This window comes from Brevundimonas sp. Root1279, assembly GCF_001425945.1.
Lineage (GTDB): Bacteria > Pseudomonadota > Alphaproteobacteria > Caulobacterales > Caulobacteraceae > Brevundimonas.
Genome location: NZ_LMEB01000004.1, coordinates 22,140 through 46,569 on the forward strand (window position 1 = coordinate 22,140; position 24,430 = coordinate 46,569).

The 24,430-nt window shown below is 70.1% G+C and carries 23 protein-coding genes; 10 read left to right on the top strand and 13 right to left on the bottom strand.

What is annotated here, in order from left to right:
• Positions 1-48 precede the first annotated feature (48 nt).
• The 3 genes from ASC65_RS02825 (at position 49) to ASC65_RS02835 (ending at position 3,312) form a co-directional block, all read left to right on the top strand.
• On the top strand, positions 49-669 hold the full coding sequence (locus ASC65_RS02825; RefSeq protein WP_056450387.1) for a hypothetical protein: 621 nt from the start codon (positions 49-51) through the stop codon (positions 667-669).
• A gap of 69 nt (positions 670-738) precedes the next feature.
• Positions 739-1,362, top strand: coding sequence for a squalene/phytoene synthase family protein (locus ASC65_RS02830; RefSeq protein WP_056449341.1), 624 nt, complete (start codon positions 739-741; stop codon positions 1,360-1,362).
• Positions 1,363-1,425: 63 nt separating this feature from the next.
• Positions 1,426-3,312 carry an ABCB family ABC transporter ATP-binding protein/permease gene (locus tag ASC65_RS02835; protein ID WP_056450390.1) on the top strand — a complete coding sequence of 629 codons (1,887 nt, stop codon included), beginning with the start codon at positions 1,426-1,428 and terminating at the stop codon, positions 3,310-3,312.
• A gap of 3 nt (positions 3,313-3,315) precedes the next feature.
• Here the strand turns inward: ASC65_RS02835 and ASC65_RS02840 are convergent, their stop codons facing one another.
• The 4 genes from ASC65_RS02840 to ASC65_RS02855 all read right to left on the bottom strand — a co-directional run bounded on the left by ASC65_RS02840 (position 3,316) and on the right by ASC65_RS02855 (position 6,422).
• Positions 3,316-3,804: a hypothetical protein gene (locus ASC65_RS02840; RefSeq protein ID WP_056449344.1), complete on the bottom strand. Its 489-nt coding sequence runs from the start codon at positions 3,802-3,804 to the stop codon at positions 3,316-3,318.
• Positions 3,801-4,373, bottom strand: a complete 573-nt coding sequence (locus ASC65_RS02845; protein WP_056449346.1) for a response regulator — start codon at positions 4,371-4,373, stop codon at positions 3,801-3,803. The genes ASC65_RS02840 and ASC65_RS02845 overlap by 4 nt, the downstream gene beginning before the upstream one ends.
• Before the next feature lie 112 nt (positions 4,374-4,485).
• Positions 4,486-5,436, bottom strand: a complete 951-nt coding sequence (locus tag ASC65_RS02850; RefSeq protein WP_056449349.1) for an acetyl-CoA carboxylase carboxyltransferase subunit alpha — start codon at positions 5,434-5,436, stop codon at positions 4,486-4,488.
• Positions 5,437-5,522: 86 nt separating this feature from the next.
• The gene (locus ASC65_RS02855; RefSeq protein WP_056449352.1) at positions 5,523-6,422 is read right to left on the bottom strand and encodes a tyrosine recombinase; all 900 of its coding nucleotides are present in this window, start codon (positions 6,420-6,422) and stop codon (positions 5,523-5,525) included.
• 51 nt (positions 6,423-6,473) lie between these two features.
• Here ASC65_RS02855 and ASC65_RS02860 point away from each other — a divergent pair, with 51 nt between their 5' ends.
• From ASC65_RS02860 to ASC65_RS02870, 3 genes are read left to right on the top strand one after another with little or no spacing between them, the layout of a single operon-like run.
• Positions 6,474-7,055 carry a shikimate kinase gene (locus ASC65_RS02860; RefSeq protein WP_056449354.1) on the top strand — a complete coding sequence of 194 codons (582 nt, stop codon included), beginning with the start codon at positions 6,474-6,476 and terminating at the stop codon, positions 7,053-7,055.
• A complete protein-coding gene (aroB, locus tag ASC65_RS02865) occupies positions 7,052-8,158 on the top strand; it encodes a 3-dehydroquinate synthase (RefSeq protein ID WP_056449355.1) in 1,107 nt (368 codons plus the stop codon). The genes ASC65_RS02860 and aroB overlap by 4 nt, the downstream gene beginning before the upstream one ends.
• Entirely contained in the window at positions 8,158-8,748 is a 591-nt protein-coding gene (locus ASC65_RS02870) for a GNAT family N-acetyltransferase (RefSeq protein WP_056449356.1), read from the top strand. The genes aroB and ASC65_RS02870 overlap by 1 nt, the downstream gene beginning before the upstream one ends.
• Here the strand turns inward: ASC65_RS02870 and ASC65_RS02875 are convergent.
• The 3 genes from ASC65_RS02875 to tadA all read right to left on the bottom strand — a co-directional run bounded on the left by ASC65_RS02875 (position 8,745) and on the right by tadA (position 11,361).
• Positions 8,745-10,295, bottom strand: a complete 1,551-nt coding sequence (locus tag ASC65_RS02875) for a calcium-binding protein (protein WP_056449358.1) — start codon at positions 10,293-10,295, stop codon at positions 8,745-8,747. The two genes, ASC65_RS02870 and ASC65_RS02875, sit on opposite strands and share 4 nt — an antisense overlap.
• Positions 10,296-10,435: 140 nt before the next feature.
• The gene (locus ASC65_RS02880) at positions 10,436-10,843 is read right to left on the bottom strand and encodes an MliC family protein (RefSeq protein WP_056450392.1); all 408 of its coding nucleotides are present in this window, start codon (positions 10,841-10,843) and stop codon (positions 10,436-10,438) included.
• Between the two features lie 32 nt (positions 10,844-10,875).
• Positions 10,876-11,361, bottom strand: coding sequence for a tRNA adenosine(34) deaminase TadA (gene tadA, locus ASC65_RS02885; RefSeq protein WP_235561378.1), 486 nt, complete (start codon positions 11,359-11,361; stop codon positions 10,876-10,878).
• Here tadA and ASC65_RS02890 point away from each other — a divergent pair.
• The 3 genes from ASC65_RS02890 to rsmD are packed head-to-tail and all read left to right on the top strand — an operon-like array spanning position 11,350 to position 13,898.
• On the top strand, positions 11,350-12,888 hold the full coding sequence (locus tag ASC65_RS02890) for a pseudouridine synthase (RefSeq protein ID WP_056450395.1): 1,539 nt from the start codon (positions 11,350-11,352) through the stop codon (positions 12,886-12,888). The two genes, tadA and ASC65_RS02890, sit on opposite strands and share 12 nt — an antisense overlap.
• A gap of 15 nt (positions 12,889-12,903) precedes the next feature.
• A complete protein-coding gene (locus ASC65_RS02895; RefSeq protein WP_056449364.1) occupies positions 12,904-13,320 on the top strand; it encodes a GFA family protein in 417 nt (138 codons plus the stop codon).
• Positions 13,321-13,322: 2 nt separating this feature from the next.
• Positions 13,323-13,898 (top strand): 16S rRNA (guanine(966)-N(2))-methyltransferase RsmD, encoded by a 576-nt coding sequence (gene rsmD, locus ASC65_RS02900; RefSeq protein WP_056449365.1) that lies wholly within the window; start codon positions 13,323-13,325, stop codon positions 13,896-13,898.
• On the opposite strand, the gene ASC65_RS02905 is transcribed toward rsmD, so the two are convergent.
• The 3 genes from ASC65_RS02905 to mutL all read right to left on the bottom strand — a co-directional run bounded on the left by ASC65_RS02905 (position 13,873) and on the right by mutL (position 17,300).
• Positions 13,873-14,538, bottom strand: coding sequence for a hypothetical protein (locus tag ASC65_RS02905; protein WP_056449366.1), 666 nt, complete (start codon positions 14,536-14,538; stop codon positions 13,873-13,875). The two genes, rsmD and ASC65_RS02905, sit on opposite strands and share 26 nt — an antisense overlap.
• Positions 14,539-14,565: 27 nt before the next feature.
• Positions 14,566-15,036, bottom strand: a complete 471-nt coding sequence (locus ASC65_RS02910; protein ID WP_056450397.1) for a low molecular weight protein-tyrosine-phosphatase — start codon at positions 15,034-15,036, stop codon at positions 14,566-14,568.
• 368 nt (positions 15,037-15,404) lie between these two features.
• On the bottom strand, positions 15,405-17,300 hold the full coding sequence (gene mutL / locus ASC65_RS02920; protein WP_056449368.1) for a DNA mismatch repair endonuclease MutL: 1,896 nt from the start codon (positions 17,298-17,300) through the stop codon (positions 15,405-15,407).
• A 101-nt stretch (positions 17,301-17,401) separates the two neighbouring features.
• Here mutL and ASC65_RS02925 point away from each other — a divergent pair, with 101 nt between their 5' ends.
• A complete protein-coding gene (locus ASC65_RS02925; RefSeq protein ID WP_056449369.1) occupies positions 17,402-19,099 on the top strand; it encodes a tetratricopeptide repeat protein in 1,698 nt (565 codons plus the stop codon).
• 6 nt (positions 19,100-19,105) lie between these two features.
• On the opposite strand, the gene ASC65_RS02930 is transcribed toward ASC65_RS02925, so the two are convergent.
• The 3 genes from ASC65_RS02930 to ASC65_RS02940 form a co-directional block, all read right to left on the bottom strand.
• The gene (locus ASC65_RS02930) at positions 19,106-19,930 is read right to left on the bottom strand and encodes a DsbA family protein (RefSeq protein WP_056449370.1); all 825 of its coding nucleotides are present in this window, start codon (positions 19,928-19,930) and stop codon (positions 19,106-19,108) included.
• 31 nt (positions 19,931-19,961) lie between these two features.
• Positions 19,962-21,374, bottom strand: a complete 1,413-nt coding sequence (locus ASC65_RS02935) for a M48 family metalloprotease (protein ID WP_056450399.1) — start codon at positions 21,372-21,374, stop codon at positions 19,962-19,964.
• 61 nt (positions 21,375-21,435) lie between these two features.
• Entirely contained in the window at positions 21,436-24,090 is a 2,655-nt protein-coding gene (locus ASC65_RS02940) for an Rne/Rng family ribonuclease (protein ID WP_056449371.1), read from the bottom strand.
• Between the last annotated feature and the right edge of the window lie 340 nt (positions 24,091-24,430).

Below are 24,430 nucleotides of genomic sequence, written 5' to 3' on the forward strand. Positions count from 1 at the left end.
GCGCGCGGTCCCGCCGCGCCGGCCGACGCGCCCGAGGAGGGGCGGACCATGGGCAAGCTGCTTTCGAACTTCCGCAATACCTTCATCCTCAGCCTGGTGCTGGCGGGTGTGATGATCTTCGCCTTCGGCCGCATTGCGCCGGGCGGCTTTGACGCCGTCTTCTGGCAGGCCGTGTTCCGCTGGGTCCACGTGGGCGCTGGCATCCTGTGGATCGGCCTGCTGTACTATTTCAACTTCGTCCAGATCCGCGTCATGCCCTCGATCCCGGCCGAGCTGAAGCCGGCGATCGGCAAGCACATCGCTCCGGAAGCCTTGTTCTGGTTCCGCTGGTCGGCGCTGGTGACCGTCCTGGCCGGCCTGACCGTCGCCTTCCTGCGCGGCCACGCCTACGCCATGGAAGTCCTGAGCTTCGGCCTGGCCGGCGGCCTGGTGGACGGCGACCAGCAGTACATGCTGATGGGCACCGGCGTGTGGCTGGCCATCGTCATGTTCCTCAACGTCTGGGGCATCATCTGGCCGAACCAGAAGCGCGCTCTGGGCATCGTCGTTGTCGATGACGACGCCAAGGCCAAGGCCGCCCGCGTCGCCATGTTGGCCAGCCGCACCAACCTGCTGCTGTCGCTGCCGATGCTGACGGCGATGGCCATGTACCAGACCCTGTTCAACTGATCCGAACGTACGACTGAAGGCGGGGCCGGGAAGGGCGACCTTCCCGGCCTTCTGCATTATGGGGAGCCGATGACCAGCCTCGACGACCAGGTTCGCGCCGCCGATCCCGACCGCTGGCTGTCCAGCCGGTTTGTCGCCGACCCGCAGGCGCGAGCGGACCTGATCGCCCTGTACGCCTTCGAGGCCGAGTTGCTGGCCATCCCGACGCGGGTGACCCAGCCCCTGCTGGCGGAGATGCGCTACGCCTGGTGGCGCGAGCAGATGGACGGGGTGTTCGCCGGCGTCGCGCGCAAGGGCCATCCGGTGCTGGAGGCCCTGACCGATCTCGTCGTCCGACGCGGGCTGGACCGAGCCCCGTTCGACGCCCTGATCGAGGCCCACATCGGCCGGGTGCATGGCGAGCCGCACGACCTGGACGCCTTCTACGTCGGCCCGATGCAGGCGGCCGTGCAGGTGCTGGCCGGGCCGGGGCATGAGGCGGCCGTGGCGGAGGCGGCGCGGGTCTGGGCCCTGGCGCAGACGGGGCGAGGCGACGAGGCGCTCACCCATCGCGCGCGCGCCAACCAGGCGCTGTCCGGTCTGCCGCCCGCGGCCTTCCCGGCGGTCGCCCATGCGACCTTGGCGAAGACTGATGCGCCGGAGCCGTTGAAGCGTTTGCGGCTGGTCTGGGCCGTCGTGCGCGGCCGGCTCTGACCGACGTTCCGTCGAAGGCGCTTTGCGAAGGCGGGCGGGTCGCTCCATATGGCCCCCATGAGCATGCGCGGTGAACGGTCGGGACGTCGGGGAGATTCAGTCGCCAAGGCCGCGCAGGGCGCGCCGCCCGTCGAGGCGCCCAAGGGGCCGCCGACCGGGCAGGCGTTGATCGATTTGATGCAACTGGTGCGGCGCTCAAACGCGCCGCAACTGCACCTTCGGCTGGTCGCTGCGATCGCAATGACGCTCGGCGGCAAGGCGCTGGGCGTGCTGGCTCCGCTGGTGCTCGGCGCAGCGGTCAACAAGCTGGCGGCGGGGCAGGGAGCTGCCGTGGGCATGGCGTGGGGATTCGCGGGGTTCGCGGTGGGCTGGGCCTTCATCCGCCTGTTGTCGGCGATCGCCCCCAACGCCTCGGACGTGGTGTTCGCGCCGGTGCGCTCGGCGGCGCAACGGACGGCGGCGACCGAGACCTTCGCCCACGCCCTGAGCCTGTCGCTCGACTTCCACCAGACCAAGCGCTCGGGCGCCCTGTCGCGGACCATGGACCGCGGCTCGCGGGCGGTGGACTTCCTGATGCGCATCCTGGCCTTCAACCTGATCCCGACCGGGGTCGAGCTGGTGCTGGCGGCCGGGGTGCTGGCGGGGGCCTATGACTGGCGCTTCGGGGCCGTGGCGGTGGCTGTGGTGGCGGTCTACGCCGTCTGCACCTTCGCCCTGTCCAACTGGCGGATCGAACACCGACGCGAGATGAACGCGGCCGACACCCAGGCCGCAGGCGTGTCAGTGGACGCCCTGCTGAACTACGAGACGGTGAAGTCCTTCGGGGCCGAGGCGCGGGCGGCGCGCAGTTATGATGACGCGCTGGGCGACTACACGCGGGCCGCGCTGAAGGCGAACAGCTCGCTGGCGCTGCTGAACGTCGTCCAGGCCGTGATCATGAACCTCGGCCTGGGCGTCATGGCGGTCATGGCCGGCTTCGAGGCGGCGGCGGGGCGGATGGGCCCCGGCGACGTGACGGCGGCGGTGCTGATCATGATCTCGCTGTATGCGCCGCTGAACATCCTGGGCTTCGCCTATCGGGAAATCCGCCAGTCCTTCATCGACATGGAGGAGATGCTGAAGGTGACGCGGCAGACCCCGCAGGTGGCGGATGCGCCCGACGCCAAGCCCCTGCCGAGGGCCGTGGACGCCCGCGGCGCCTCGATCGCCTTCGAGCACGTCGGCTTCCGGCACGACGCCCGCGCCAACGGGCTGGAGGACGTGACCTTCCACGCCGCGCCGGGAACGACGACGGCCTTGGTCGGGCCGTCGGGCTCGGGCAAGTCGACCATCGTCAAGCTGGCGCTGCGCCTGCTTGACCCGCAGGAGGGCGAAGTGCTTGTCGACGGGGCGGATGTGCGCGGCGTCACCCAGGAATCGCTGCGCGCGGCGGTGGCCCTGGTTCCGCAAGATGTGGCTCTGTTCAACGACACCATCCGGGCCAACATCGGCTTCGCCCGCCCGGACGCGGACGAGGCGGCGATCTGGGCCGCGGCCGACGCCGCCGAGCTGGACGAGTTCATCCGGGCCCTGCCCAATGGTCTCGATACGGTCGTCGGCGAGCGCGGGCTGAAGCTGTCGGGCGGCGAGCGCCAGCGGGTCGGCATCGCCCGAGCCCTGCTGGCCGATCCCTGCATCCTGATCCTTGACGAGGCGACCAGCGCGCTGGACAGCCGCACCGAGGCGGCGATCCAGAAGACCCTGCGACGGGCGCGGACGGGACGCACGACCCTGGTGGTAGCGCACCGTCTGTCGACCATCGCCGACGCCGACCAGATCCTGGTGCTGAAGGCCGGTCGCATCGTCGAGCGGGGCGCCCACCATGAGCTGGTGGCGCGTCAGGGCGGGGAGTATGCGGCGCTGTGGCGCAAGCAGACGCGCGGGGCGCGAGCGGCGGCTCAGCTGGCCTGATCCTTATCCGGCTTGGGCGAATTTCCGGACGACCAGTTCAGCCAGGCGGGCGCGGATCTGCGCCCGCTCGGCGGTGGCCTCGGCCGGGAGGGTGTTGAGCAGCCGCAGGGACTGGACGTGGACGGCGATGACGCGCCAGTCGATGTCCACGCCGCCTGCCTCAAGCGCGACGGCCGAGCGGTCGACCACGTCGCACAGGCTCAGGGCGACCGCGCAGATGTCCTCCAACTCGAAGGAGTGGGCCGCGTCGATGACGCCGTTGGCGGCGCGGTAAACCTGCTCGAGCCGACGGATGGCGTCCTCGGGGTCGATGGGGGCGGGAACCGCCGCCGCCTCGTCGATGCAGCGGGAAATCTCTTCCATGGCGCGCGGACGCAGGGCGGCGAGATTTTCGCGAGCCTTGGCCAGGGCTGCGCCGACGCTCACGCCGCCGGCGCTGTCGATGATCTGGGAGAGCCGCGACTTGCGACGGGCGTGGGTAATCACGGTCACTGGGTCGTCCCGCCGCCTGCCGCGGCCTTCTCGAGTTCGAACTGGGTGCGGCGGATCACGTCCGCGCGACGTTCTTCGCCCGGCGGGCCCGAGGTGCGGAAACGCCGGTCAGGGCCGAAATACTCGCCCACCTCGAGGAAGGGACGGCTGTCGCGGGCGACCCAGACGATCCGCTCCAGCAGACTGGCGGCGCTGAAGGGCTTGGTGATGACGAAGTTGGCGCCGCAGTCGCGGGCCTTCTGAACCATGGAGCGGCGGATATGGGCGGCGGTCATGATGACCGGCACGAAGCCGTTCGGCGGGCCCGAGCGGCGCAGCCAATGGACGAGCTCGAAGCCATCCATGCCCGGCATGTCGCAGTCCACGACCAGCAGGTCGATCTCGGATTCGCCCAGGATGGCGATCGCCTCAGCAGCGCCGCGGCACGAGTAGCGGGTCTTGATGCCGAAGCCCAAGAGGGCGCTGGAGGTGATCTCGGCCGCGAACGGGGAATCATCCACCACCATGGTGACCGCACCGGTCAGGTTGATGATCGCACTTTCCCGCAAGGACTCGCCGACGCCGCTCATATCCGGTTCCCGACCGAATCGCCCGACGCAACTCAGCATGGAACCGATAGTGTGCGACAACCCTCGCTGAAGGGTTAACGAAATCTCTCGATCGGCGCCGCCGGCCGCCGCCTCAGCCTGCGCGGCCGATGGCGTAGAAGCGGTCAGAGCGGGCCTTGCGCAGCTGTGCAGGGCTTAGGCCGGAGAGGGCGTTGAGCTCCTCCTCGATCACGTCGCCGACCGCAGTGACGGCCGCCTGGGGATCGGCATGGGCCCCGCCGATCGGCTCCGGGATGATGCGATCGACGATCTTCAATTCAACCAGGTCGGGAGCTGTGATCTTCATGGCCATGGCGGCGTCCTTGGCCCGCGCGCCATCGCGCCACAGGATGCCGGCCGCGCCTTCCGGCGAGATGACCGAATAGATCGAGTGCTCGAGCATCAGCACGCGGCCCGCTGCGGCGATGGCGATGGCTCCGCCGGAACCGCCTTCACCGGTGACGGTGGCGATCGAGGGCACCCCCAGGGTCAGGCAGCGTTCGGTCGAGCGGGCGATGGCTTCGGCCTGGCCGCGCTCCTCAGCCCCGAGGCCGGGATAGGCGCCGGCCGTGTCGACGAAGGTCAGGACCGGCAGGCCGTATTGTTCGGCCATGTCCATCAGCCGGACCGCCTTGCGATAGCCCTCGGGCCGGGCCATGCCGAAATTGTGGGTCAGGCGGGTCTGGGTGTCGTGGCCCTTCTCGTGGCCCATGATCACCACGGGACGACCGCGGAAGCGGGCCAGGCCGCCGAGGATGGCCTGGTCGTCGCCGAACTGACGATCGCCCTTCAGCTCGACGAAGTCGGTGAACAGGCCCTCGGCATAGTCGACGAAATGCGGCCGCTGCGGATGCCGCGCGACCATGGTCTTCATCCACGGATCGAGGTTGGAATAGGTCTTCTTGCGAAGCTGCTCCGCCTTCTTTCGCAGGCCGTCGATCTCGGCGTCGAACGAGCCGGCGGTGGAGGCGAGGAGGCTCAGCTCCTCGATCTTCGCCTCCAGGTCGGCGATCGGCTTTTCGAACTCGAGGTAGTGCGCGGCCATCGAGGCGTCTTCTTGATCAGGCGCGCCGACGGCGCAGCGGAAGGCGGCGGAACCTAGTCAGGTGAACGCCGGGGGGCAAGCGGAGTTCAGTCATCCCGCGCCAGCGGGTGTTTGCTGCGCACGACCTCGGCGAGGCGGTCGACGGCGACGTGGGTGTAGATCTGGGTGGTGGCGATGTCCGCGTGGCCCAGCAGGGTCTGGATGACGCGCAGATCGGCTCCGCCTTCCAGCAGGTGGGTCGCGAAGGCGTGTCGCAGGACGTGCGGGCTGACGCGGGTGGCGTCGATGCCGGCGCCCACCGCGGCCTGGTCGAGCAGCTGGGCGAAGCGGCGGGGGGTCAGCGAGCCCTTGGCGGACGGGGAGGGGAAGAGCCAGGGGCTGTCGGGCGCCTTCTCGGGGCGGGCGGCGTCGCGGGCAACGAGCCAGGCCTTCACCGCCTCCCGGGCGGAGGCGTTCAGGGGGGCCAGTCGCTCCTTGCCGCCCTTGCCGCGGACGATCAGGAAGGCGGGGTCGCGGCGCACCGCCTCCACGCGCAGGGCCAGCAGTTCAGAGACACGCAGGCCTGACGCATAGGCCAGCTCGACCAGGGCGACGAGGCGCAGGCCGGCGGCGCCGTCCCGGGCCGCGGCGGCGGCGAGCAGACGATCGATCTCATCGCGACTGAGGGTCTTGGGAAGCGGGCGGCCCTGCTTCGGAGCGTCGAGGCGGCGGGAGGGATCGTCGGCGCGCCAGGCCTCGCCGAGGGCGAAGCGATAGAATTGACGCACGGCCGAACGGCGGCGCGCCTGGGTGGCGGGGGACAGGCCGCGCGCGCCGAGGTCGGCGTACCAAGCCTCGACTTCGGCCTCATCGGCCTTGAGCAGGCCCGCCGGCAGAGCAGCCTCGGCGTCGGCGAGATCGCGGGCGTAGGCGGCTAGGGTGTGGGGCGAGGCGTCGCGTTCCACCGCCATCATCTCCAGAAAGGCTTCGACTTGAGGCGTCGTCATGCGCGCGGCTGCTTCCCGCAGGCGCCGCTTGGTGTAGAGGGTGGTGGGGTCATGTCGTCCTGCCTGCCCTCTCTCCCGCTTGAGCCGATTCCGGTCCGTGAACGCACCATAGCCCTGGTCGGGTTGATGGGAGTTGGGAAATCGACCGTCGGGCGGCGACTCGCCAAGAGGTTGGACCTGCCTTTCGCCGACGGGGACGTCGAGATCGAATCTGCGGCGGCCATGACCGTTTCGGACATCTTCGCCCAGCTGGGCGAGTCGGAGTTCCGGGCTGGGGAGGCGCGGGTCATGCGTCGCTTGCTGGAAGGCCCGCGCATGGTGCTGGCCACGGGGGGCGGGGCGATTCTCAACCCTGAGACGCGTGACGTCTTGAAGAACCGCGCTGTGACCGTGTGGATGCGCGCCGATCTGGAGACGATCGCCGCCCGGGTGCAGCGGCGCGACACGCGGCCGCTGCTGCGAGGACGGGATCCTCTGGAAGCGCTGCGACAGCTGGCGGAGGCGCGCTACCCGGTCTACGCCCTGGCCGACGTGACGGTGGATGTCGCGGGCGGGGCCCATGCGACGGCGGTCGACGCGATCGTCGGGGCGCTGGAGGCCTATTGGGCCCGTGAGGCGGAGGTGAAGGCGTGACGGTGACGATCCCGGTCTCGGGCGGCGAATTCAGGCCCTATGACGTGGTGGTCGGCCGCGGCCTTTTGGCGGGCCTGGGCGCGCACGTGGCCCCGCTGGCGCGCGGGCGAACGGTCGTGGTCACCGACGAGACGGTGGCGGCCCATCACGGCCCGGCCGTGCTGGCTGCGCTGAAGGCCGGCGGCGTGAAGGCGCGTCTACTGACTGTGCCGCCGGGCGAGGCCTCCAAATCCTTCGCGGAGCTGGAGCGGGTCATCGACCGTCTGCTGGCCTTCAAGCTTGACCGCTCGGACCTCATCGTCGCCTTGGGCGGCGGCGTGGTCGGCGACCTGGCCGGGTTGGCGGCGGCGCTGTTCATGCGCGGCATCGACTTCGTGCAGGTGCCGACGACCCTGTTGGCCCAGGTCGACTCCTCGGTCGGCGGCAAGACGGCGATCGACACCCCGCGCGGCAAGAATCTGGTCGGGGCCTTCCATCAGCCGCGGCTGGTGGTGGCCGACATCGACGTCCTGGCGACCCTGCCGGAGCGGCAGCTCAAATCGGGTTGGGCCGAGGTGCTGAAGCACGGGCTCATCTGCGACCGGGCCTTCTTTGACTGGCTGGCGGGTGAGGGAGCGAAGGGCGCGGACGGAGATCCGGAGGCGCTGCAGCGCGCTGTGGTGCGCTCGGTCGAGATCAAGAGCGCCATCGTCGGCGAGGACGAGAAGGAGGCGGGGCGGCGCGCCCTGCTGAACCTCGGCCACACTTTCGGCCACGCCATCGAGGCCGAGCTGGACTTCGACGAGGACAAGCTGACCCATGGCGAGGCGGTCGCGCTCGGCTGCGCCATGGCCTACCGCTATTCGGCCGCCCAGGGCCTGTGTCCGGCGGAGGAGGCCGAGCGGGTCGAGGCGGTGATCGCCGCTTGCGGCCTGCCGACGCGGCTCAAGACGGTCGGTTCGTTCAAGGCCTCCGCCCTGGTGGCGCGCATGGCCGGGGACAAGAAGGCCGAGGGCGGGCGGCTGACCCTGATCCTGGCTCGGTCGATCGGGGACGCCTTCACCGCGCGGGACGTAGACGCGAGGGCTTTGACCGCCTTTCTTGAGGCCGAGGGCGCGCGCTGATGCGGATCGAGCCGGTCGTCCTTGAGGACCGCTGGCTGCGGCTGGAGCCCTACACGCCCGCGCTGAAGGACGAGGTTAGGGCGGCCATCAGCGTCGATGAGGCGGCCTGGTCGAACATGGTCTCGACCGCCTTCGGCGACCGCTTCGACGCCTGGTGGGACAACGCCCTGGCCGGGCTGGAGGCAGGGCGGGACACGCCCTATGCCGTGCGCCGGAAGGCGGATGGCCGCGTGGTCGGGACCTCCAGCCTGCACGACCTGTTCCCGCAGCACCGGCGGGTGGAGCTAGGCTCGACCTTCTTTCACCCGGACGCCCGTGGCGGCGTGACCAACCCGGCCAGCAAGCGGCTGCTGCTGGGCCACGCTTTCGAGAGCGGAATCGTGCGGGTCGAGATCATCACCGATGGCATCAACGCCCGCAGCCAGGCGGCCATCGCCAAGCTTGGGGCGGTGCGCGAGGGCGTGCTCAGGCGGCACAAGATCACGCATACGGGCCGCGTGCGCGATACGGTCATGTTCGCGATCACGGACGAAGACTGGCCGCGGGTGCGCGCAGGCCTCGACGCGCGCCTCGCGGCCTTTGAGATCTAGCTGAAGAGGAAGTCGTCGGCCGTGATCGTGATAGGGCCGTCGAACTCCTGGATGAAGATCGTCCCGTTGGCCGAGGTGATGGTGGTCTGGAAGTCCTCGTTGACGATGGTCAGGTCGGCGAAGGTCAGGCCGCTGCCGCGCAGGTCGAACAGGTCTGAGCCGTCCTCGAACTGGTAGACATTGTCCGTGCCCCAGGCGCCGGCGCCGTAGACGAACAGGTCCGGGTCGCCGTCGAGGGTGAAGTCCTCGTTGTAGCCGCCGTTCAACTGGTCATCGCCGGCGTTGCTGACCAGCACGTCAGCGCCGTCTCCGCCGCTGACGCTGGCCGACGTGGCCCCGGCGTAGATGGTGTCGTCGCCGTTTCCGCCCTGCAGGTCGCTGAAGAAGCCGACATCGCTGCCGAATAGGGTGTCGTTTCCTTCCCCGCCGAACAGCACGCCGACGTCGCTGTTCGCGGCGGTGAGGGTGTCGTCGCCGGCGTCGCCGTTGAGGACGTCGAAGCTGCCCGTTCCAGCGTCCAGGACGTCGTCGCCATCGCCGCCGTTCAGCTCGTCGTCGCCGCCGAGGCCGTTGATCGTGTCGTCGCCGCCGGCCCCGAAGATGCGGTCGGCGTCCTCCGTGCCGTCGATGACGTCAGGGCCTGCCGTGCCGACGATGACGAAGTTGGTGCGATCGAAGTCGGCCTGGGTGAAGTCATGGGTCCCGAAGAACTCGACCGTGAAGTCACTGTCGTCGAGCACGCCGTTGTCGTTCTCGTCGGCGATCAGCCAGGTCGAGCCTTGGCGCTGGGTGTAGAAGATCTGGGTGACGCCGTCGCCGGCGCCCGGCAGAAGCGAGCCTTCACGCACCCGGACGTTGATCTCGCCGCCGAAGGCGACGGTTTCGAAGTTCAGGCTGATGAAGTCACCGCCTTCCTGACCCGCTCCCTCGAAGTCCAGGACGATGTCCTGGGCCGCCAGGGTCGAGCTAGGCGCGAACTCGCCGAGGAAGAAGCCGAAGGTGTCTGAGCCGGCACCGCCCAGGCTGATGTCGACGCCCTCGTAACCGGTCAGGTCGTCGTCGCCGACGCCGCCATACATGAGGTCGTCGCCTGCTCCGCCCTGCAGGTCGTCATCGCCTTCGTCGCCCCAGAGGATGTCGTTGCCGTCGCCGGCCACGATGTCGTCCCCGCCGGCGCCGCCGAACAGGACATCATTGCCGTCGTCGCCGTCGACATTGTCGTTGCCGTCGCCGCCCAGGACCACGTCATTGCCGTCGCCGCCAGAGACGTTGTCATTGCCGGCGTCGCCGGAGACCCAGTCGTTGCCTTCCTCGCCGGCGAGGAAGTCCCCGTCGTCGACTCCCCAGATAAGATCATTGCCGATGCCGCCGTCGACCCGGTCGCGCCCGGCGCCGCCGCGCAGCTCGTCATTGCCCGCGCCGCCCTCGACCACGTCGTTGCCGCCGCCGCCGTCCAGGCGGTCGTGGCCGCCGTTGCCTCGGATGGTGTCGGGGTCAGCGCCGCCAACGTAGACGTCCTTGCCTGAGCCGCCTTCAAAAACAGCCATTTCGCCTGCTCCCACAGTACTTTCTGCTTGGGGCGGTCGGACCCGCCCGGACCGAGCGGCAGAGGATTCCCCTTGAGGCGCAGGATCAATCGGACCGGATGAGCTAGGCCGCCTTCGCTAGTCCAACGGCGATGCGGACGTCAGTCGATGGCTCGGCACTCGGTCGGTTCGCGACCGTCGGCGGTCCAGTTGGCCAGGACGCCTTTACCCCGCAGCTCGTAGCCGGAGGCGCGATACCAGAGGCCGGACGCGGCGCGTTCCTGGTACAGGTCGACGGCCTCGCCGTTCGAGTTGCGCACCGTCGCCATCTGGCGCGGATTGTCGAAATCAACCGACAGGCGCTCGCCGTTGTTGCACAGGTAGACGGTGCGAATGACGCGCTGCATCGCGCGTTCCTGGATCTCGGCGCCGGTGCGGCGACGAGCGGTCTGGGCCGTCTCCGCGCGCTCGCGCACGGCGTCGCCGTCGGTGGGCGCCTTGGCCGGATCGGGGCCGCAGGCGGCCAGGAGGAGGAGCATCAGGACGGCCGGAGCGATAACCAGACGCATCGAACAAGCCTTGCCGTTGTTGCTGTGACGCTTCAACGCGTCGCCGCGGCGGCCGTTCCTTTGCGTCGGGCGCGGAAGAAGCTGCGCAGCAGGTCGGCGGCCGGCTCGGCCAGGAGACCGCCCGCAACGGCCGGACGCCAGTGGCAGGTCGGCTGCTCGAAGAACCGCGGCCCGTGAATCACCGCGCCGCCCTTGGGATCGTCGGCGCCCCAGACGACGCGGCCGATGCGAGCGTGGCTGATCGCGCCTGCGCACATCGCGCAGGGCTCGAGCGTCACATAGAGGGTCAGCCCCGTGAGGCGATAATTTCCAAGTTTCGTCCCGGCTGACCGCATCGCCGCGATCTCTGCGTGGGCGGTGGGATCATGGGCGCTGATGGGGCCGTTTCGACCCTCTGCGACCACTTCTCCGGTCGATTCATCGACGATCACGCAGCCGACGGGAGTCTCGCCCGCGTCCGCCGCCGCTTGCGCCAAGGCCAAGGCCATGTGCATGAACCGGTCATCATGGTCAGCCATCCCCGAGACAACGACAAGAAGCCGCGCCCGCGTCAAGACGACAGCCGCGACGGCCCCCGCAAACCCTACGTCAAGCGCGCCGAGGGCGGCGACGACCGCGGCCCGCCCAAGGGCGGCAAATCCTTCGGCAAACCGGGCGGCAAGCCGTTCGCCAAGGACGGCAAGCCCTTCTCGAAGGACGGCAAGCCGGGGCCGAAGGTCGACGAGGCGCCCAAGCGCAGCGAACGCATCGCCAAGGCCATGGCCCGGGCGGGCATCGCCTCGCGCCGTGAGGTCGAGCGCCTGATCGGCCTCGGCAAGGTGGCGGTGAACGGCAAGATTCTCGACACGCCGGCCACCTTGGTGACGCGCGACGACGTCATCACCGTCGACGGAAAGCCGATCGGCGCGGCCCAGGCGACGCGTGTCTGGCGCTACCACAAGCCCGCCGGCCTGGTGACCTCGCACGGCGACCCGCAGGGCCGCCCGACCGTCTTCGACGCCCTGCCGAGCGGCCTGCCGCGGGTGATCTCGGTCGGCCGCCTCGACCTGAACACCGAAGGCCTGCTGCTGCTGACCAACGACGGCGAGCTGAGCCGGGCGCTGGAGCTGCCTTCGACCGAACTGGTGCGCCAGTACCGCGCCCGGGCGCGCGGCCGCGTCACCCAGGCCGAGCTGGACAAGCTGAAGGACGGCGTGACCGCCGACGGCGTCCACTACGGCCCCATCGAGGCCAAGCTCGATAAGGCCAAGGACGCGGGGGAGACGGAGGGCCGCGGCCCTGCCAACCTGTGGATCAGCGTATCGATCACCGAGGGCAAGAACCGGGAGGTCCGCAAGGTGCTGGAAAGCATCGGCCTGACCGTGAACCGGCTGATCCGCCTGGCCTATGGGCCGTTCCAGCTCGGCACCCTGCCGATTGGATCGGTGGAAGAGGTCGGTCCGCGGGTGATCCGCGAGCTGTTGGCCCAGCATATCCGCCCCGAGAACCTGCCGACCGGCAACACCGTCTCCACCCCGGCGCCGATCCCGGGCCGCCGCACCTCGGCGCCGATCATCAAGGGCTCCTCGGGCTCGGCGATGTCGGATCCGTCGCGCAAGCCGAGCCGCGTCCGCGCCGCTGACGCCGCCGCCGAGTCGGCGACAGACCGGGCCTCGCGTCCGCCGAAAAAGGCCGGCTGGGCCAAGGCGACGCCGAAGTTCGAGCACTCCAAGACCTTCAAGCCGCGCGAGCGCACCGCGCCGCGGCTGGCGGACGGCGAAGAGCGCGGGGACCGGCCGAAGCGTCCGTTCAAGCCGCGCGAGGATCAGTTCATCGACAAGCCGCGCGGCGCGCGCCCGGCGGCCCGGTCGGATAGCGGCCGTTCGTTCGGCGGCAAGCCGGCGGCGGACGGCGACCGGCCCAAGCGGCCGTTCAAGCCGCGTGAAGGCGGGGCCTCGGCGTCGAGCTTCAAGCCGCGCGGGGGCGGCACGCGCAGCAACCCGCCGGGCGGTTCGCGTCCGGGCGGCAAGGGCGGTCCGCGGGGCGGGCCGCGCGGCGACCGCTAAGCTCCGGAGCCTGCCATGAGCGACCAACGCCTGTCCGGCCGTTGCCTGTGCGGAGCGGTGACCTTCACGGCCACGCCCAAGGGCGGCATGCACGCCTGCCACTGCGAGACCTGCCGGCGCTGGTCGGGCGGGGTCTATCTGAGCGTGGCTTGCGAGACCGTCGAGGTCGCCAACCCCGAGGCGGTGGCGGTCTTTGACTCGTCCGAATGGGCCGACCGCCGGTTCTGCCGCAGCTGCGGCTCGACCCTGTTCTGGACGCTGAAGGGCGGCGGGCTGACGGCGGTGTCGGTGCAGGCGTTCGACGATCCGTCGGCCTTCGCCTTCGAGGACGAGATCTTCATCGAGGCCAAGCCGTCCAACTACGACTTCGCGGGCGATCGGCCGCGGCGGACGGGCGCCGAGGTGATGGCCCAGTTCGGGGGCGAGGACTGAGCATGCGCATCGTCGCTGGAAGCTTGAAGGGCCGGGCCATCGTCGCGCCGGAGGGGCAGGGCACGCGCCCGACCTCCGACCGCGCCCGCCAGGCCATCTTCAATGTCCTGGAACACGCCGCCTGGGCCGAGTCGCTGGAGGGGGCGCGGGTCATCGACCTGTACGCCGGGTCGGGCGCCCTGGGCTTCGAGGCGATCAGCCGCGGCGCCGCCTTCGCCCTGTTCGTCGAGATCGACGACGAGGCCCGCGGCTCAATCCGCGAGAACGCCGACGCCTACGGTCTGATGGGCCGGACGCGGGTGCACCGGCGCAGCGCCACGGACCTGGGCGTGCGCCCGGGTTCGGACGGCGAGGCGTTCGATCTGGCTTTCCTGGATCCGCCCTACCGCAAGGGTCTGGGTGAACAGACCCTGGTCCGGCTGCTGGAGGGCAATTGGCTAAAGCCGGGCGCCGTGGTGGTGTTCGAGCGCGGCTCGGACGAGCCGGAGATCGACACGCCCGGCTATGAGCGGCTGGACGCGCGCGACTACGGCGCAGCGCGGGTGCTGTTTCTCAGAGTGTCACCAGCTTTGAGCTGAGACCCGGTTGACGAACGGCCGGGGCGGCGTCGGTTCGTCGCCTGGCTTCGCGCAGCAGGCGACGGCGTTCGGCGCGGCTGGATGGGGGCGACTCGTCGGGCGGAAAATGTGCACTCGAAAAAGTGGAGTGCACATCGTGCACTTTTTCGGCCGGCCCGGGCGCGGGCAGGGCGGCGGTCCGGGGGGTGATAGGGGCGGTGGCGGCGAGGAGGCGGGCGTCCTCCACCCGTTCGTCCTCCTCACGTTCGGCGGCCAGCAGGGCGGCGACCTCGGCGCGGGTCCGTCCGGGGAAGAGTTCGGCGTCCAGGGCGGCGTCCTCCGCCCGCATCTCGAGCCAAAGGCGACGCCAGCGGGCGGCCTCGACCGCCTTGCCCTGGTCCAGGGCCTGGACGAAGCGCAGGTAGGCCATCTCCAACTGATCGTCGGAGGTGACGTCGTCATAGATGGCCAGGTCCAGGTCGCCGGGCGCCGGATCGTCCTGGTCGATGCGCCGCCAGCCTTGCCTGCGGGCGCGGCGCCGGAAGGCTGACAGGCCAAGGTCATATCGGCGGCACACCGCGGCGGCGTCGAGGCCCGCGAGATAGTCGTCCCGCGCCTGCGCCCAGGTTTCCGGAGATCGGATGCGATAGGTCTCGGTCATGGCCGGGGACCTTAGCGGTTGGATGCGTCAGGAACGGTCGTAGGGCCTGAAGCGCTCGACGAGGCCGCGCGCCGCAGCCGTCACCTCGGCCCAGGTGACGTCGAAGCCGGCCTCGTCGCCGAACCAGGGGTCGGTCACGCCCTGGCCTGCGCGGCCCTGGACGTGGTCGAGCAGCAGGCTGAGCTCGGCGGTGGCGTCGGCGGGGGCCAGCTTCCGGAGGTTGGCAAGGTTGTCGTGGTCCAGCGCGATCACATGGGTGAAGTGCCGGAAGTCGGCGGGCCGCACCTGCCGCGCCCGCAGGCCCGAGATGTCGACCCCATTCCGCCTGGCCACGGCGATCGCGCGCCAGTCCGGCGGCTCGCCCGCGTGCCAGTTCCCGGTGCCGGCGGAGTCGACCTCGATGTCGAGGTTTAGACGCGCGGCCTCGGCGCGCAGGGCGCCTTCGGCGAGGGGCGAGCGACAGATGTTGCCGAGGCAGACAAAGAGGACTGACGGTATCTGACTCAATCTTGCAACCTGTGCGGGAGGGCGGCACTACTGGGCGTGCGGGCTAACGGCTCGAACCATCGGGGGACATCATGCGTACCAGATTGGCGAAGGGGGCGGCTATGGTCTGCGCCATGGCGTGTTTTGCAGCCGGCGGGGCCTGGGCGCAGTCGCAGCGGTCTATGGTCGGCGAACTGGTCCTGGTCGGAGGCCATCCTGAGTGGCGGTCGGGCTGCTCGAGGCCGGGCCGGGCCCGATCGGACTGGGAGAAGCGTCGCCACGATGCGGATGTCGCGGCCTATAGCGACTGCGTGAACCGACGGGCGCGCGCCGCCGAGCAGACGATAGCGACCGGTCGGGCGAGAGAGATCTCCGGGTGATCACCGGCGTCCGAACAGCTTCTCCAGATCGTTCAGCTTGAGCTCCACATAGGTCGGCCGGCCGTGGTTGCACTGCCCGCTGTGCGGCGTGGCCTCCATCTGTCTCAGCAGCGCATTCATCTCCGGCGCTGACAGCACGCGGCCGGCGCGGACGCTCCCGTGGCAGGCCATCGTCCCGCACACCTCGCCGAGGCGTTCGCTGAGGGCGAGCGCGGCGCCGTGTTCGGCCAGGTCGTCGGCGATGTCGCGGACCAGGCCCTGGACGTCCGTGTCGCCGAGCAGGGCGGGGGTTTCGCGGACCAGGACGGCGCCGGCGCCGAAGGCTTCGAGGATCAGGCCGAGCTGGGCCAGTTCGTCGGCGCGGGCGGCGACACGGTCGGCGTCGGCGGGGTCGAGCTCGACCACCTCGGGGGTGAGCAGGGCCTGGCGGGCGACCGAGCCGGCGGCCATCTGGGCCTTCATCCGCTCGTAGACGAGACGCTCGTGGGCGGCGTGCTGGTCGACCACGACGAGGCCGTCGCGGGTCTGGGCGACGATATAGGTGCCGTGCAGCTGGGCCCTGGCGGCGCCGAGGGGGAGGTCGATCTCGGCGGGGGCGAGGGGCGAGGGGCGAGGATCGAGGGAAGGGTCGAGGGTCGAGGGTTGAGGGTCGAGGGTTTCGACGCGCGCGCTGCGGTCGTTCAGGCCGGGGATGATCTGGGCGGATTGTGACGCTGGGGCGGCCCAGGCCTGCCAGCCGGACCAGCCTTGCGCCATGTCGCTGAACCCCTCGACCCTCGCCCCTCGCCCCTCGACCCCCGGCAGTCCGGTGTGCGGGCGGAAGCCGGCCAGGGCGTCGGCGGCGACCGTGGTCGAGGCGCGGTGGCCGGCGGCGGCGAGGGCGTGGCGCAGGGCGCCGACGATCAGGCCGCGCACCAGGGCCGGGTCGCGGAAGCGCACCTCGGCCTTGGCCGGGTGGACGTTCACGTCGACGTACAGCGGGTCGATGTCGAGGAAGAGGACGGCGGCCGGGTGCCGGTCGCGGGCCAGGAAGTCGGCATAGGCGCCGCGCAGCGCGCCCTGCAGCAGGCGGTCCTTCACCGGGCGGCCGTTGACGAACAGGTACTGGTGGGCGGCGTTGCCTCGCGAATAGGTGGGCAGGCCGGCGTAGCCCGACAGGCGCACGCCGTCGCGCTCCTGGTCGATCAGCAGGGCGTTGGCCTCGAAGTCGCGGCCGAGCAGGGCGGCTAGGCGCTTGAGTCGGCCGGCGTCGCCCGGATGTTCGGCGGGCAGGCGCAGGGTGGTCTTGCCGTCGAGGTCTAGGGTGAAGGCGACGCCCTCGTGGGCCATGGCCTGCCGCTTGATCTCGTCCGAGATGGCCATGGCCTCCGAGCGCTCGGACTTCATGAATTTCAGGCGGGCGGGCGTGGCGTAGAACAGGTCGCGGACCTCGACCCTTGCGCCGTGGGGGCCGGGGAAGCCGGACGGGGCCACCGGGCGCTGGTCGCCGCCCTCGACGGTGATCGAATGGGCGTCGCCGGGAGCTTCCCCGTTCTCTGGCTTGGGCCGGCTGGTGATGGTCAGGCGGGCGACAGAGCCGATCGACGGCAGGGCCTCGCCACGGAAGCCGAGGGTGTGGATGCGCAGCAGGTCGACGTCGCCGGCGTCATCGGGCTCGAGCTTGGAGGTGGCATGGCGCTCGACCGCCAGGGCCAGCTGGTCGGCGGCCATGCCGTGCCCGTCGTCGGCGATCAGAATGCGGCTGAGGCCCCCGCCGTCGGCCTGGATCTCGATCCGGCGCGCGCCTGCGTCCAGGGCGTTCTCGACCAGCTCCTTGATGGCGCTGGACGGTCGCTCGACCACCTCGCCGGCGGCGATGCGGTTGACGGTTTCGGGGGGGAGGCGGCGGATGGGCATGGATTCGGAAGTATGGAGCCTTCGACGTCAGGGAAGAAGCGTCGCTTGGCCTCCATCCACGGCTAGGTCATTGTGTCCCCCGGGGAATGGGGAGAGACGACATGCGCGGCTGGCTTCTATGCGGCGTCGCCGGGGCGACCATCCTGTTCGGACCTTCGGCGGTCGCCGACTCGACGACCGAACGGGACGTGATGGATCTGATCGAGCGGCCGCAGATCTGCGGACCGGGCGGGTCGGCGCTCGACGGGGCGCCCGTGGCCGACATGGTCATGGTCGACGGCTTCGGGACCGGGGGCTTCCAGGTCGACACCGACAGCCCGCTGGCCCAGGCCTGGTTCGATCACGGGGTGAAGCTGCGCTGGGCCTTTCAGCATTCGGAATCCGTGCGGGCCTTCCAGAAGGCGCGGCTGCTGGATCCGGAGTGCGGCATGTGCGCCTGGGGCGAGGCCTGGGCCTTGGGGGCGAACCTGAACGGCGGCGGCAACGACGACGCCAGCCAGAGGGCGGCGCTGAAGGCGGCGCGAGACGCGCGGCGGCTGGCCCGCGACGCCACACCGATGCAGCGGCAGATGATCGACGCCCTGGTGCAGCGCTATTCGGGCGTCAAATCCACCCGCGCCCGGCGCTTCGCGGAGGGTATGGACCGCATCGCCCGCGCCAATCCGGACGACGTGGCCGTGGCGGCGATCACCGCCGACGCCTGGATGATCAAGGTCGACGACTGGTGGGACGATGACGGCAAGGCCGCCGACCCGGGCATCACGCGCGCCATGACCATCCTGGAGCAGGCGCTGGCGAAGAGCCCGGACGATCCGGGGGCGATCCATCTCTACATCCACCTGACCGAATGGTCGGACGACCCGCACAAGGCCATTCCTTATGGCGAGCGGCTGGCGGCCCTGGCGCCGGGGGCCAGCCACCTGGTGCACATGCCGTCGCACACCTTCTATCGCGTCGGACGATACCGAGATGCCATGATGTCCAACGTCAACGCCGTGGCGCTGGACCTGAGCTACGACGAGCAGGCGCGGCCGCCCGGCGGGGTGAAGGGCATGCCGCTGCACGGCCACAACGTCCATTTCGGCATGGGCGGGGCCCTGATGGCCGGCGGGGCCGAGGAGGGTATCAAGCTCGCCGACTGGTTCCTGCGGACCTATCCCGATCCGTCGCCGGACAACGTCTGGCGGCAGATGGTCACCAACAACGCCTACGCCGTCTACGGGCGGTTCGGCTCGCCGGCGCAGATCGCGGCGCTGAAGGAGCCAGCGGCGGCCCTGCCGATGCTGCGCGTGAGCTGGCGCTATGCGCGGGGCGAGGCGGCGGCGCGGGCGGAGGACGCGGCGGCCGTGCGGGCCGAGGCGCGCGCCATCGCCGAACTGCGCGCCAGCGCCGGCTTCAAGACCGAGCCGAAGCCGGATGACCAGTCGGTCTTCACGGAGCTGTCGCAACGTATCCTGGAGGGCCGGGCGGCGATGATCGAGGGCGACCACGCCGCCGCGATCGCGGCCTTCACCCGGGCCGCCGAGATCCAGGCCTCGGGCGAGGAGGGCGGCGATCCGCCGGTGATCTGGTATCCGACCCGCCGCAGCCTGGCCGCGGCCCTGCTGGCGTCCGGCGACGCCGCGGCGGCGCGCGCCAAGGTGCTGGAGCTGATCGAGGACTGGCCGAACGACCCCTACAGCTACTTCGTCCTGGCCCGCGCCGAGGCGGCGCTGGGCGATGAGACGGCGGCGGCCGAGGCGCTGCGTCGCTCGCGGATCGAATGGATCGGCGGCGAGATGGACCTGAAGCTGGCCTAGGTCCGGCTAGGAGGCCTTGGCCGCGCGGATCGCCTTGTCGATCTCGCGCGGTTCGATGGTCGCGCTGGCCTTGCCGTTGACGAAGAAGGTCGGCGTGCCGACGAGGCCCATGGCCGTGGCCGAGGTCTGGATGTCGGCCAGTTGGCGGGCGATTTCCGGTCCTGACATGGCGGCCGTCGCGGCGGGCAGGGCGACACCGTGCTCAGCCAGGATGCGCTCGATGGCCTCTTCGGACAGGTCCGGCTCGGCCATCAGGGCCTGGAAGACCGGCAGGTATTTGCCCTGCTGGTGCGCGGCCATGGCGGCGCGGGCGGCGTGGTGCGAGACGCCGTCGGGGCCGCGGTCGAGGATCGGCCAGTCCTTGAAGACGAAGCGGACGTCCGGGTGGGCCTGCATCAGGCGCAGCACCTCGGGCGCGGTGGCCTTGCAGCCCGGGCAGCGGAAGTCGAAGAACTCGACCACGGTGACCTTGGCGTCAGCCGGGCCGAAGCTGGGGTCCTGCGGATCAATGGCCAGCAGGGCCGGATTGGCGGCGACGCGGGCGGTGATGTCCTGGGCGGACTTGTGGTTGTCGACCAGCTGTTGCTGCTGGGCCTTGGCGTTCAGGGCGTCGCTGACTTCCTGAAGCACTTCGGGATTGCGCAGCAGATAGGCGCGAACGCGGCTGTCGAAGTCGGTCCCGCGGGCGTAGGGGGCGACCGCAACCACCAGGGCCAGGGCCGCGACCGCCAGCGCCGACGTCCCCGCACGGTCGCCGGTCAGGTAGCGGCGGAACGGCGAAGGCTTGGTCTCGGGCGTAGCGTCGGGCGTCGGCTGGGGCGCGTCGGTCATGCGGTCTCTCGGTAGGCGAAAGGGGTAGAAATCAGCCGCCGGCGGGTACGACGACGGTCGGACGGCGGCGCTCGTAGCGCTCGTCCATGGCGTCGACGTCAGCCTGGGTGGCGCCGGAGGCGAAGACGATATCCATGGCCCGGGTCCATTCCGCCGAACCCGGCTCGAGCATGTCGCGGGCGCGCAGAGCGAACTGGGTGGCCTGCTGCTCGGCGCCGGCGGCGAAATACATCTCGGCCGAGGCCAGGCGGGCTTCACCCTCCTTGCCCTGGCTGGCGTAGGCCTGGCTCAGCAGGCGCCAGCCCATGCTGTTGTCGTTCTCCATGGCCGTGGCGCGCTTCAGCTGGTCGACGGCGGCGTCGAGCTTGGCCGGATCATTGGTCTCGATCAGGGCGTGGGCCAGGTTGATGCGCAGCAGGGGCGCGTCCGGCTTGATCTCGACCGAGCGCTGGTGTGCGCCGATGGCCTCGTTAGGGCGACCTTCCTCGAACAGGATTTGACCCTTCAACTCCCAGAAGTACGGGTTCTCGGGTTGTTCGGCGAGAAACTCGTCGACGGCGGCGAGGGCGCGGTCGGTCTGGCCGTCGCGGTACCAGGCGATGGCGCGGGCGTAGCGCGCGGGGAGGGAGGTGTCGCTCTCCGGAAAGTCGCGCAGCGTCTGGTTCGGCGAATCCATGAAGGCGTGGATCTTGGCCAGGATCAGGGCGTGCTGGGCCATTCGCTCGGGGCTGTCGCGATGATCGTAGTGCGGCTGCTCCTGCACGAAGCGGCGCAGGTTCTCGATCCGGTCCGAGGACAGCGGGTGGCTGCGGAAATAGGGGTAGCGGCGGGCGTCGGAGAAGACTTCCTGCGAGCGGAAATTCTCGAAGAAGCTGACCAGGCCGCGGCCGGATTCGCCGGCGCGCTCGAGCGCGCGGGCTCCGGAGTTGTCAGCCTCGCCTTCCTGGTGGGTCATGTAGCGCAGGGCGCTGAGGGTGCCGAAATACTGGCTGTTGCCGAGCAGGACGGCGCCGGCGTCGGGGGCGCCGGCGGCGATGGCCAAGGCTCCGAGCGCCATGGTCATCAGCATCGGCTGCATGCCGGCGTTTTGAGCCCCGTCGCGCAGGGTGTGGCGGTTCTTCACGTGTCCGGCTTCGTGGGCGACCACGCCGAGCAGCTCGTTGGGATTGCGTGTCCGCAGGATCAGGCCGGTGTTCAGACCGATGATCCGCCCGCGCGTGGCGAAGGCGTTGAGGTCGTTGTCGTTGATCAGGAGGATCTCGACTTCGGACGGCTCCAGCCCCATGGCCGAGAACACCGGGTTGGACCATTCGCTGACGATGGTCTCGATTTCGGTGTCGCGGATCGCGGACTGGGCGGCGGCGGGCGACGCGGTCGCCAGCGCCAAGCCGACGGCGGTCGCAGCGCCAAAGAGGCGGGCGGCGTGTCTCGTCAGCCAGGACATGGCGAACTCCACATACACTCGACGCCCCCCGCCTCGATGGTCACTATCTAATCACGGCCTTTCAACGGCGCCACCATCCGCGCTTCGGCTTCTCTGGCGGTGCGCTGATCTGATTGGGATCTTCCGCGATCAGAGAGGCAACGTCGACCTCGGGTTTGGGCGCCGGGACGGGCTCGACGACCGCCGCCGGTTCCGGTTCCGGAGCCGCTTCGACGACCGGTTCGGCCTCGGCGGCCTCCTCGGGCGTGACGTCGATCACGGCCGGCTCGGCTTCGGCGTGGATTTCGTTCGGCTCGACAGCGGTTTCGAAGGCCGAGTCCGCGGTGGCGCTGGCCGAGGCCTTGCGACGCACGCGGCGGCGCTTGGGCTCTTCGGGCAGAGCGATCGGAGCGACCTCGTCGACTTCAGGCTCGACGACCACAGCCATCGGCGTGTCCGGCGAGCCGTCCGGCGGCATGCCTTCGTTGGTGGCGCGGGTCTCGACCTTGACCTCGTGGGTCAGGCCCTGTTCCGAACCGCGATCCCGGCCGCGACCGCGACCGCGACGACGGCGCGAACGGTTGCCGCGTTCGCCGCCGATCTCGCCTTCCGGACGCTCGCCGACGACCTCGTCGACGTCGCCTTGCGGGGCGACGGCGGCCGGGGCCGAGCGCGGCTGAGCCGGGCCGGGGTTGATCGGGTCGAACCAGACATAGGGATCGTCAAGCGACGGCGTACGGCCGCGCACCCAGAAGAAGGAATCGCGCTCGGCGCCGCCCTCTTCGCGGACCCGACGCCCGCCGCGACGACCGCGACGGCGGCGACGGCCGGCTTCGCTGTCATCGTCGTCTTCAGCGGTGGCGGCGGCGGCCAGGCCGGGGACGGCCTCGCCGTTGGGCTCGTCGCGACGACCGCCGCCCCGACGGCGGCGTCCACGGCCGCGGCCGCGTTCGCCGTCGGCGCGCTCAGAGCGCTCGCGAGGCTCGTCGTCGTCGGTGTCTTCGCGCTCGAGGTCTTCCTCGTCCTCGTCGTCGAAGATTTCCTCGTCGTCCGCTTCCTCTTCCTCGTAGGCGCTGTCGTCGAAGTCGTCCTCGAGATCGATGAAGGTCTCGGGGCGCTCGGGCGGCGTGAAGTCCTCGTTGGTCTCAGTGCGCTCGATCGAGTGCTCGCCCTGGGCCAGGCTGTCATCGATCTGGATGACGACGTTCAGGCCGCGCTGGTCCAGCAGGCGCTGCAGGTAGTCGCGCTTGTGGTTCAGGACGTAGAGGGCGACCGCGGTGCAGACGCGCAGGGTCACCGAACCGGCGCCGTGCTTGCCGGCCTCGATGTCGACGGCGCGCAGGGTCATCAGGGCGGCGCTTTCCGCCGAACGGATGCGACCGGCGCCCTGGCAGTGCGGGCAGGCCTCGGTGGCGCCCTCGATCACGCCGAGGCGACGACGCTGGCGGCTGATCTCCATCAGGCCGAAGCCCGAGATGCGGCCCATCTGGATGCGGGCGCGATCCTTGGCCAATGCGTCCTTCAGCGCCTTCTCGACAGCCCGGTTGTTCTTCGACTCATCCATGTCGATGAAGTCGATGACGATCAGGCCGGCGAGGTCGCGCAGACGCAGCTGGCGGGCGGCCTCGACGGCGGCCTCCATGTTCGTCTTGAAGGCGGTGGCCTCGACGTTCCGCTCCTTGGTGGCGCGGCCGGAGTTGACGTCGATGGCGACCAGGGCCTCGGTCTGGTTGATAACCAGATAGCCGCCCGACTTCAGCGGCACGGTCGGCTGGTGGATCTGGGTCAGCATCTCTTCGATGCCGTTGGACGCGAACAGCGGCCGGGCGCCCTGGTACAGGTGCACCTTCTTGGACTGGGCCGGCATCAGCACGCGCATGAAGTCGCGGGCTTCCTTGAAGCCTTCCACGCCCTCGACCTGGATGCCGTCGAAGTCCTTGTCGAACATGTCGCGCACGGCGCGGCGGACGAGGTTTTCTTCCTCATAGATTAGCGAGGGCGCGTTGGAGCGCAGGGTGGTCTCGCGGATCGTCTCCCACAGACGCAGGAGGTATTCGTAGTCCCGCTTGATCTCGGCCTTTGTGCGCTTGGCGCCCGCGGTGCGAATGATCAGGCCCATGCCCTGCGGCACGGCCAGCGAGGCCGCGGCGGCCTTCAGGCGCTTGCGGTCGGAGGCCTGGGTGATCTTGCGCGAGATGCCGCCGCCCTTGCCGGTGTTGGGCATGAGCACGCAGTAGCGGCCGGCCAGGGACAGCCAGGTGGTCAGGGCCGCGCCCTTGCCGCCACGCTCGTCCTTGACGACCTGCACCAGCAGGATCTGGCGGCGCTTGATCACGTCCTGGATCTTGTAGCGGCGCATCAGGCGGCGCTTCAGCCGCTCTTCCTCGGCGAGACCGCCTTCGTGCTCGCCGTCGTCGCTCTCGCGGCCGAGGTCGTCGTGGTCATCCTCGTCCGTCGCCGCTTCAGCCATGATGGCTTCGCGGTCGGCGACCGGGATCTGGTAATAGTCCGGATGGATCTCGTTGAAGGCCAGGAAGCCGTGGCGATTGCCGCCGTATTCGACGAACGCCGCCTGCAGGCTGGGCTCTACGCGGGTGACCTTGGCGAGATAGATGTTGCCCCGGAGCTGACGCTTCGAGCGGGATTCAAAGTCGAATTCCTCGATCTGACGGCCCTCGACGATCGCGACGCGGGTCTCCTCCGCGTGGGCGGCGTCGATCAACATGGTCTTTGACATGGAGTGTTTCTTTCTGGCGCGCTCGGGCCCGGCCGGTCAGCGCACGGCTGACGGGCGAAGCGGCTCGCCGAATGGGGGTGAGGCGGGCGGACGCGGGCGCGCTGCCGTCTGCCCGGCGGTCGCCGGAGACGGTGTCGGTCAGATCAGACCGGAGAAAAGCGCAGGCGTTTGAGCCCATGGGTCGTGGTCGGTCCTGGACCCGCTCGCGCCAGAGGCGCCGTCGGGGCCCGTCGTCGGATCAGCGGAGCCCTTGGGTCCGGTCGATCCTCGGATCAGTGAAAGCCATTGCTGCGAGGAGGGCGCGTCCAGCCCAGAGCGGGGGACACGATCGATCGCGAAC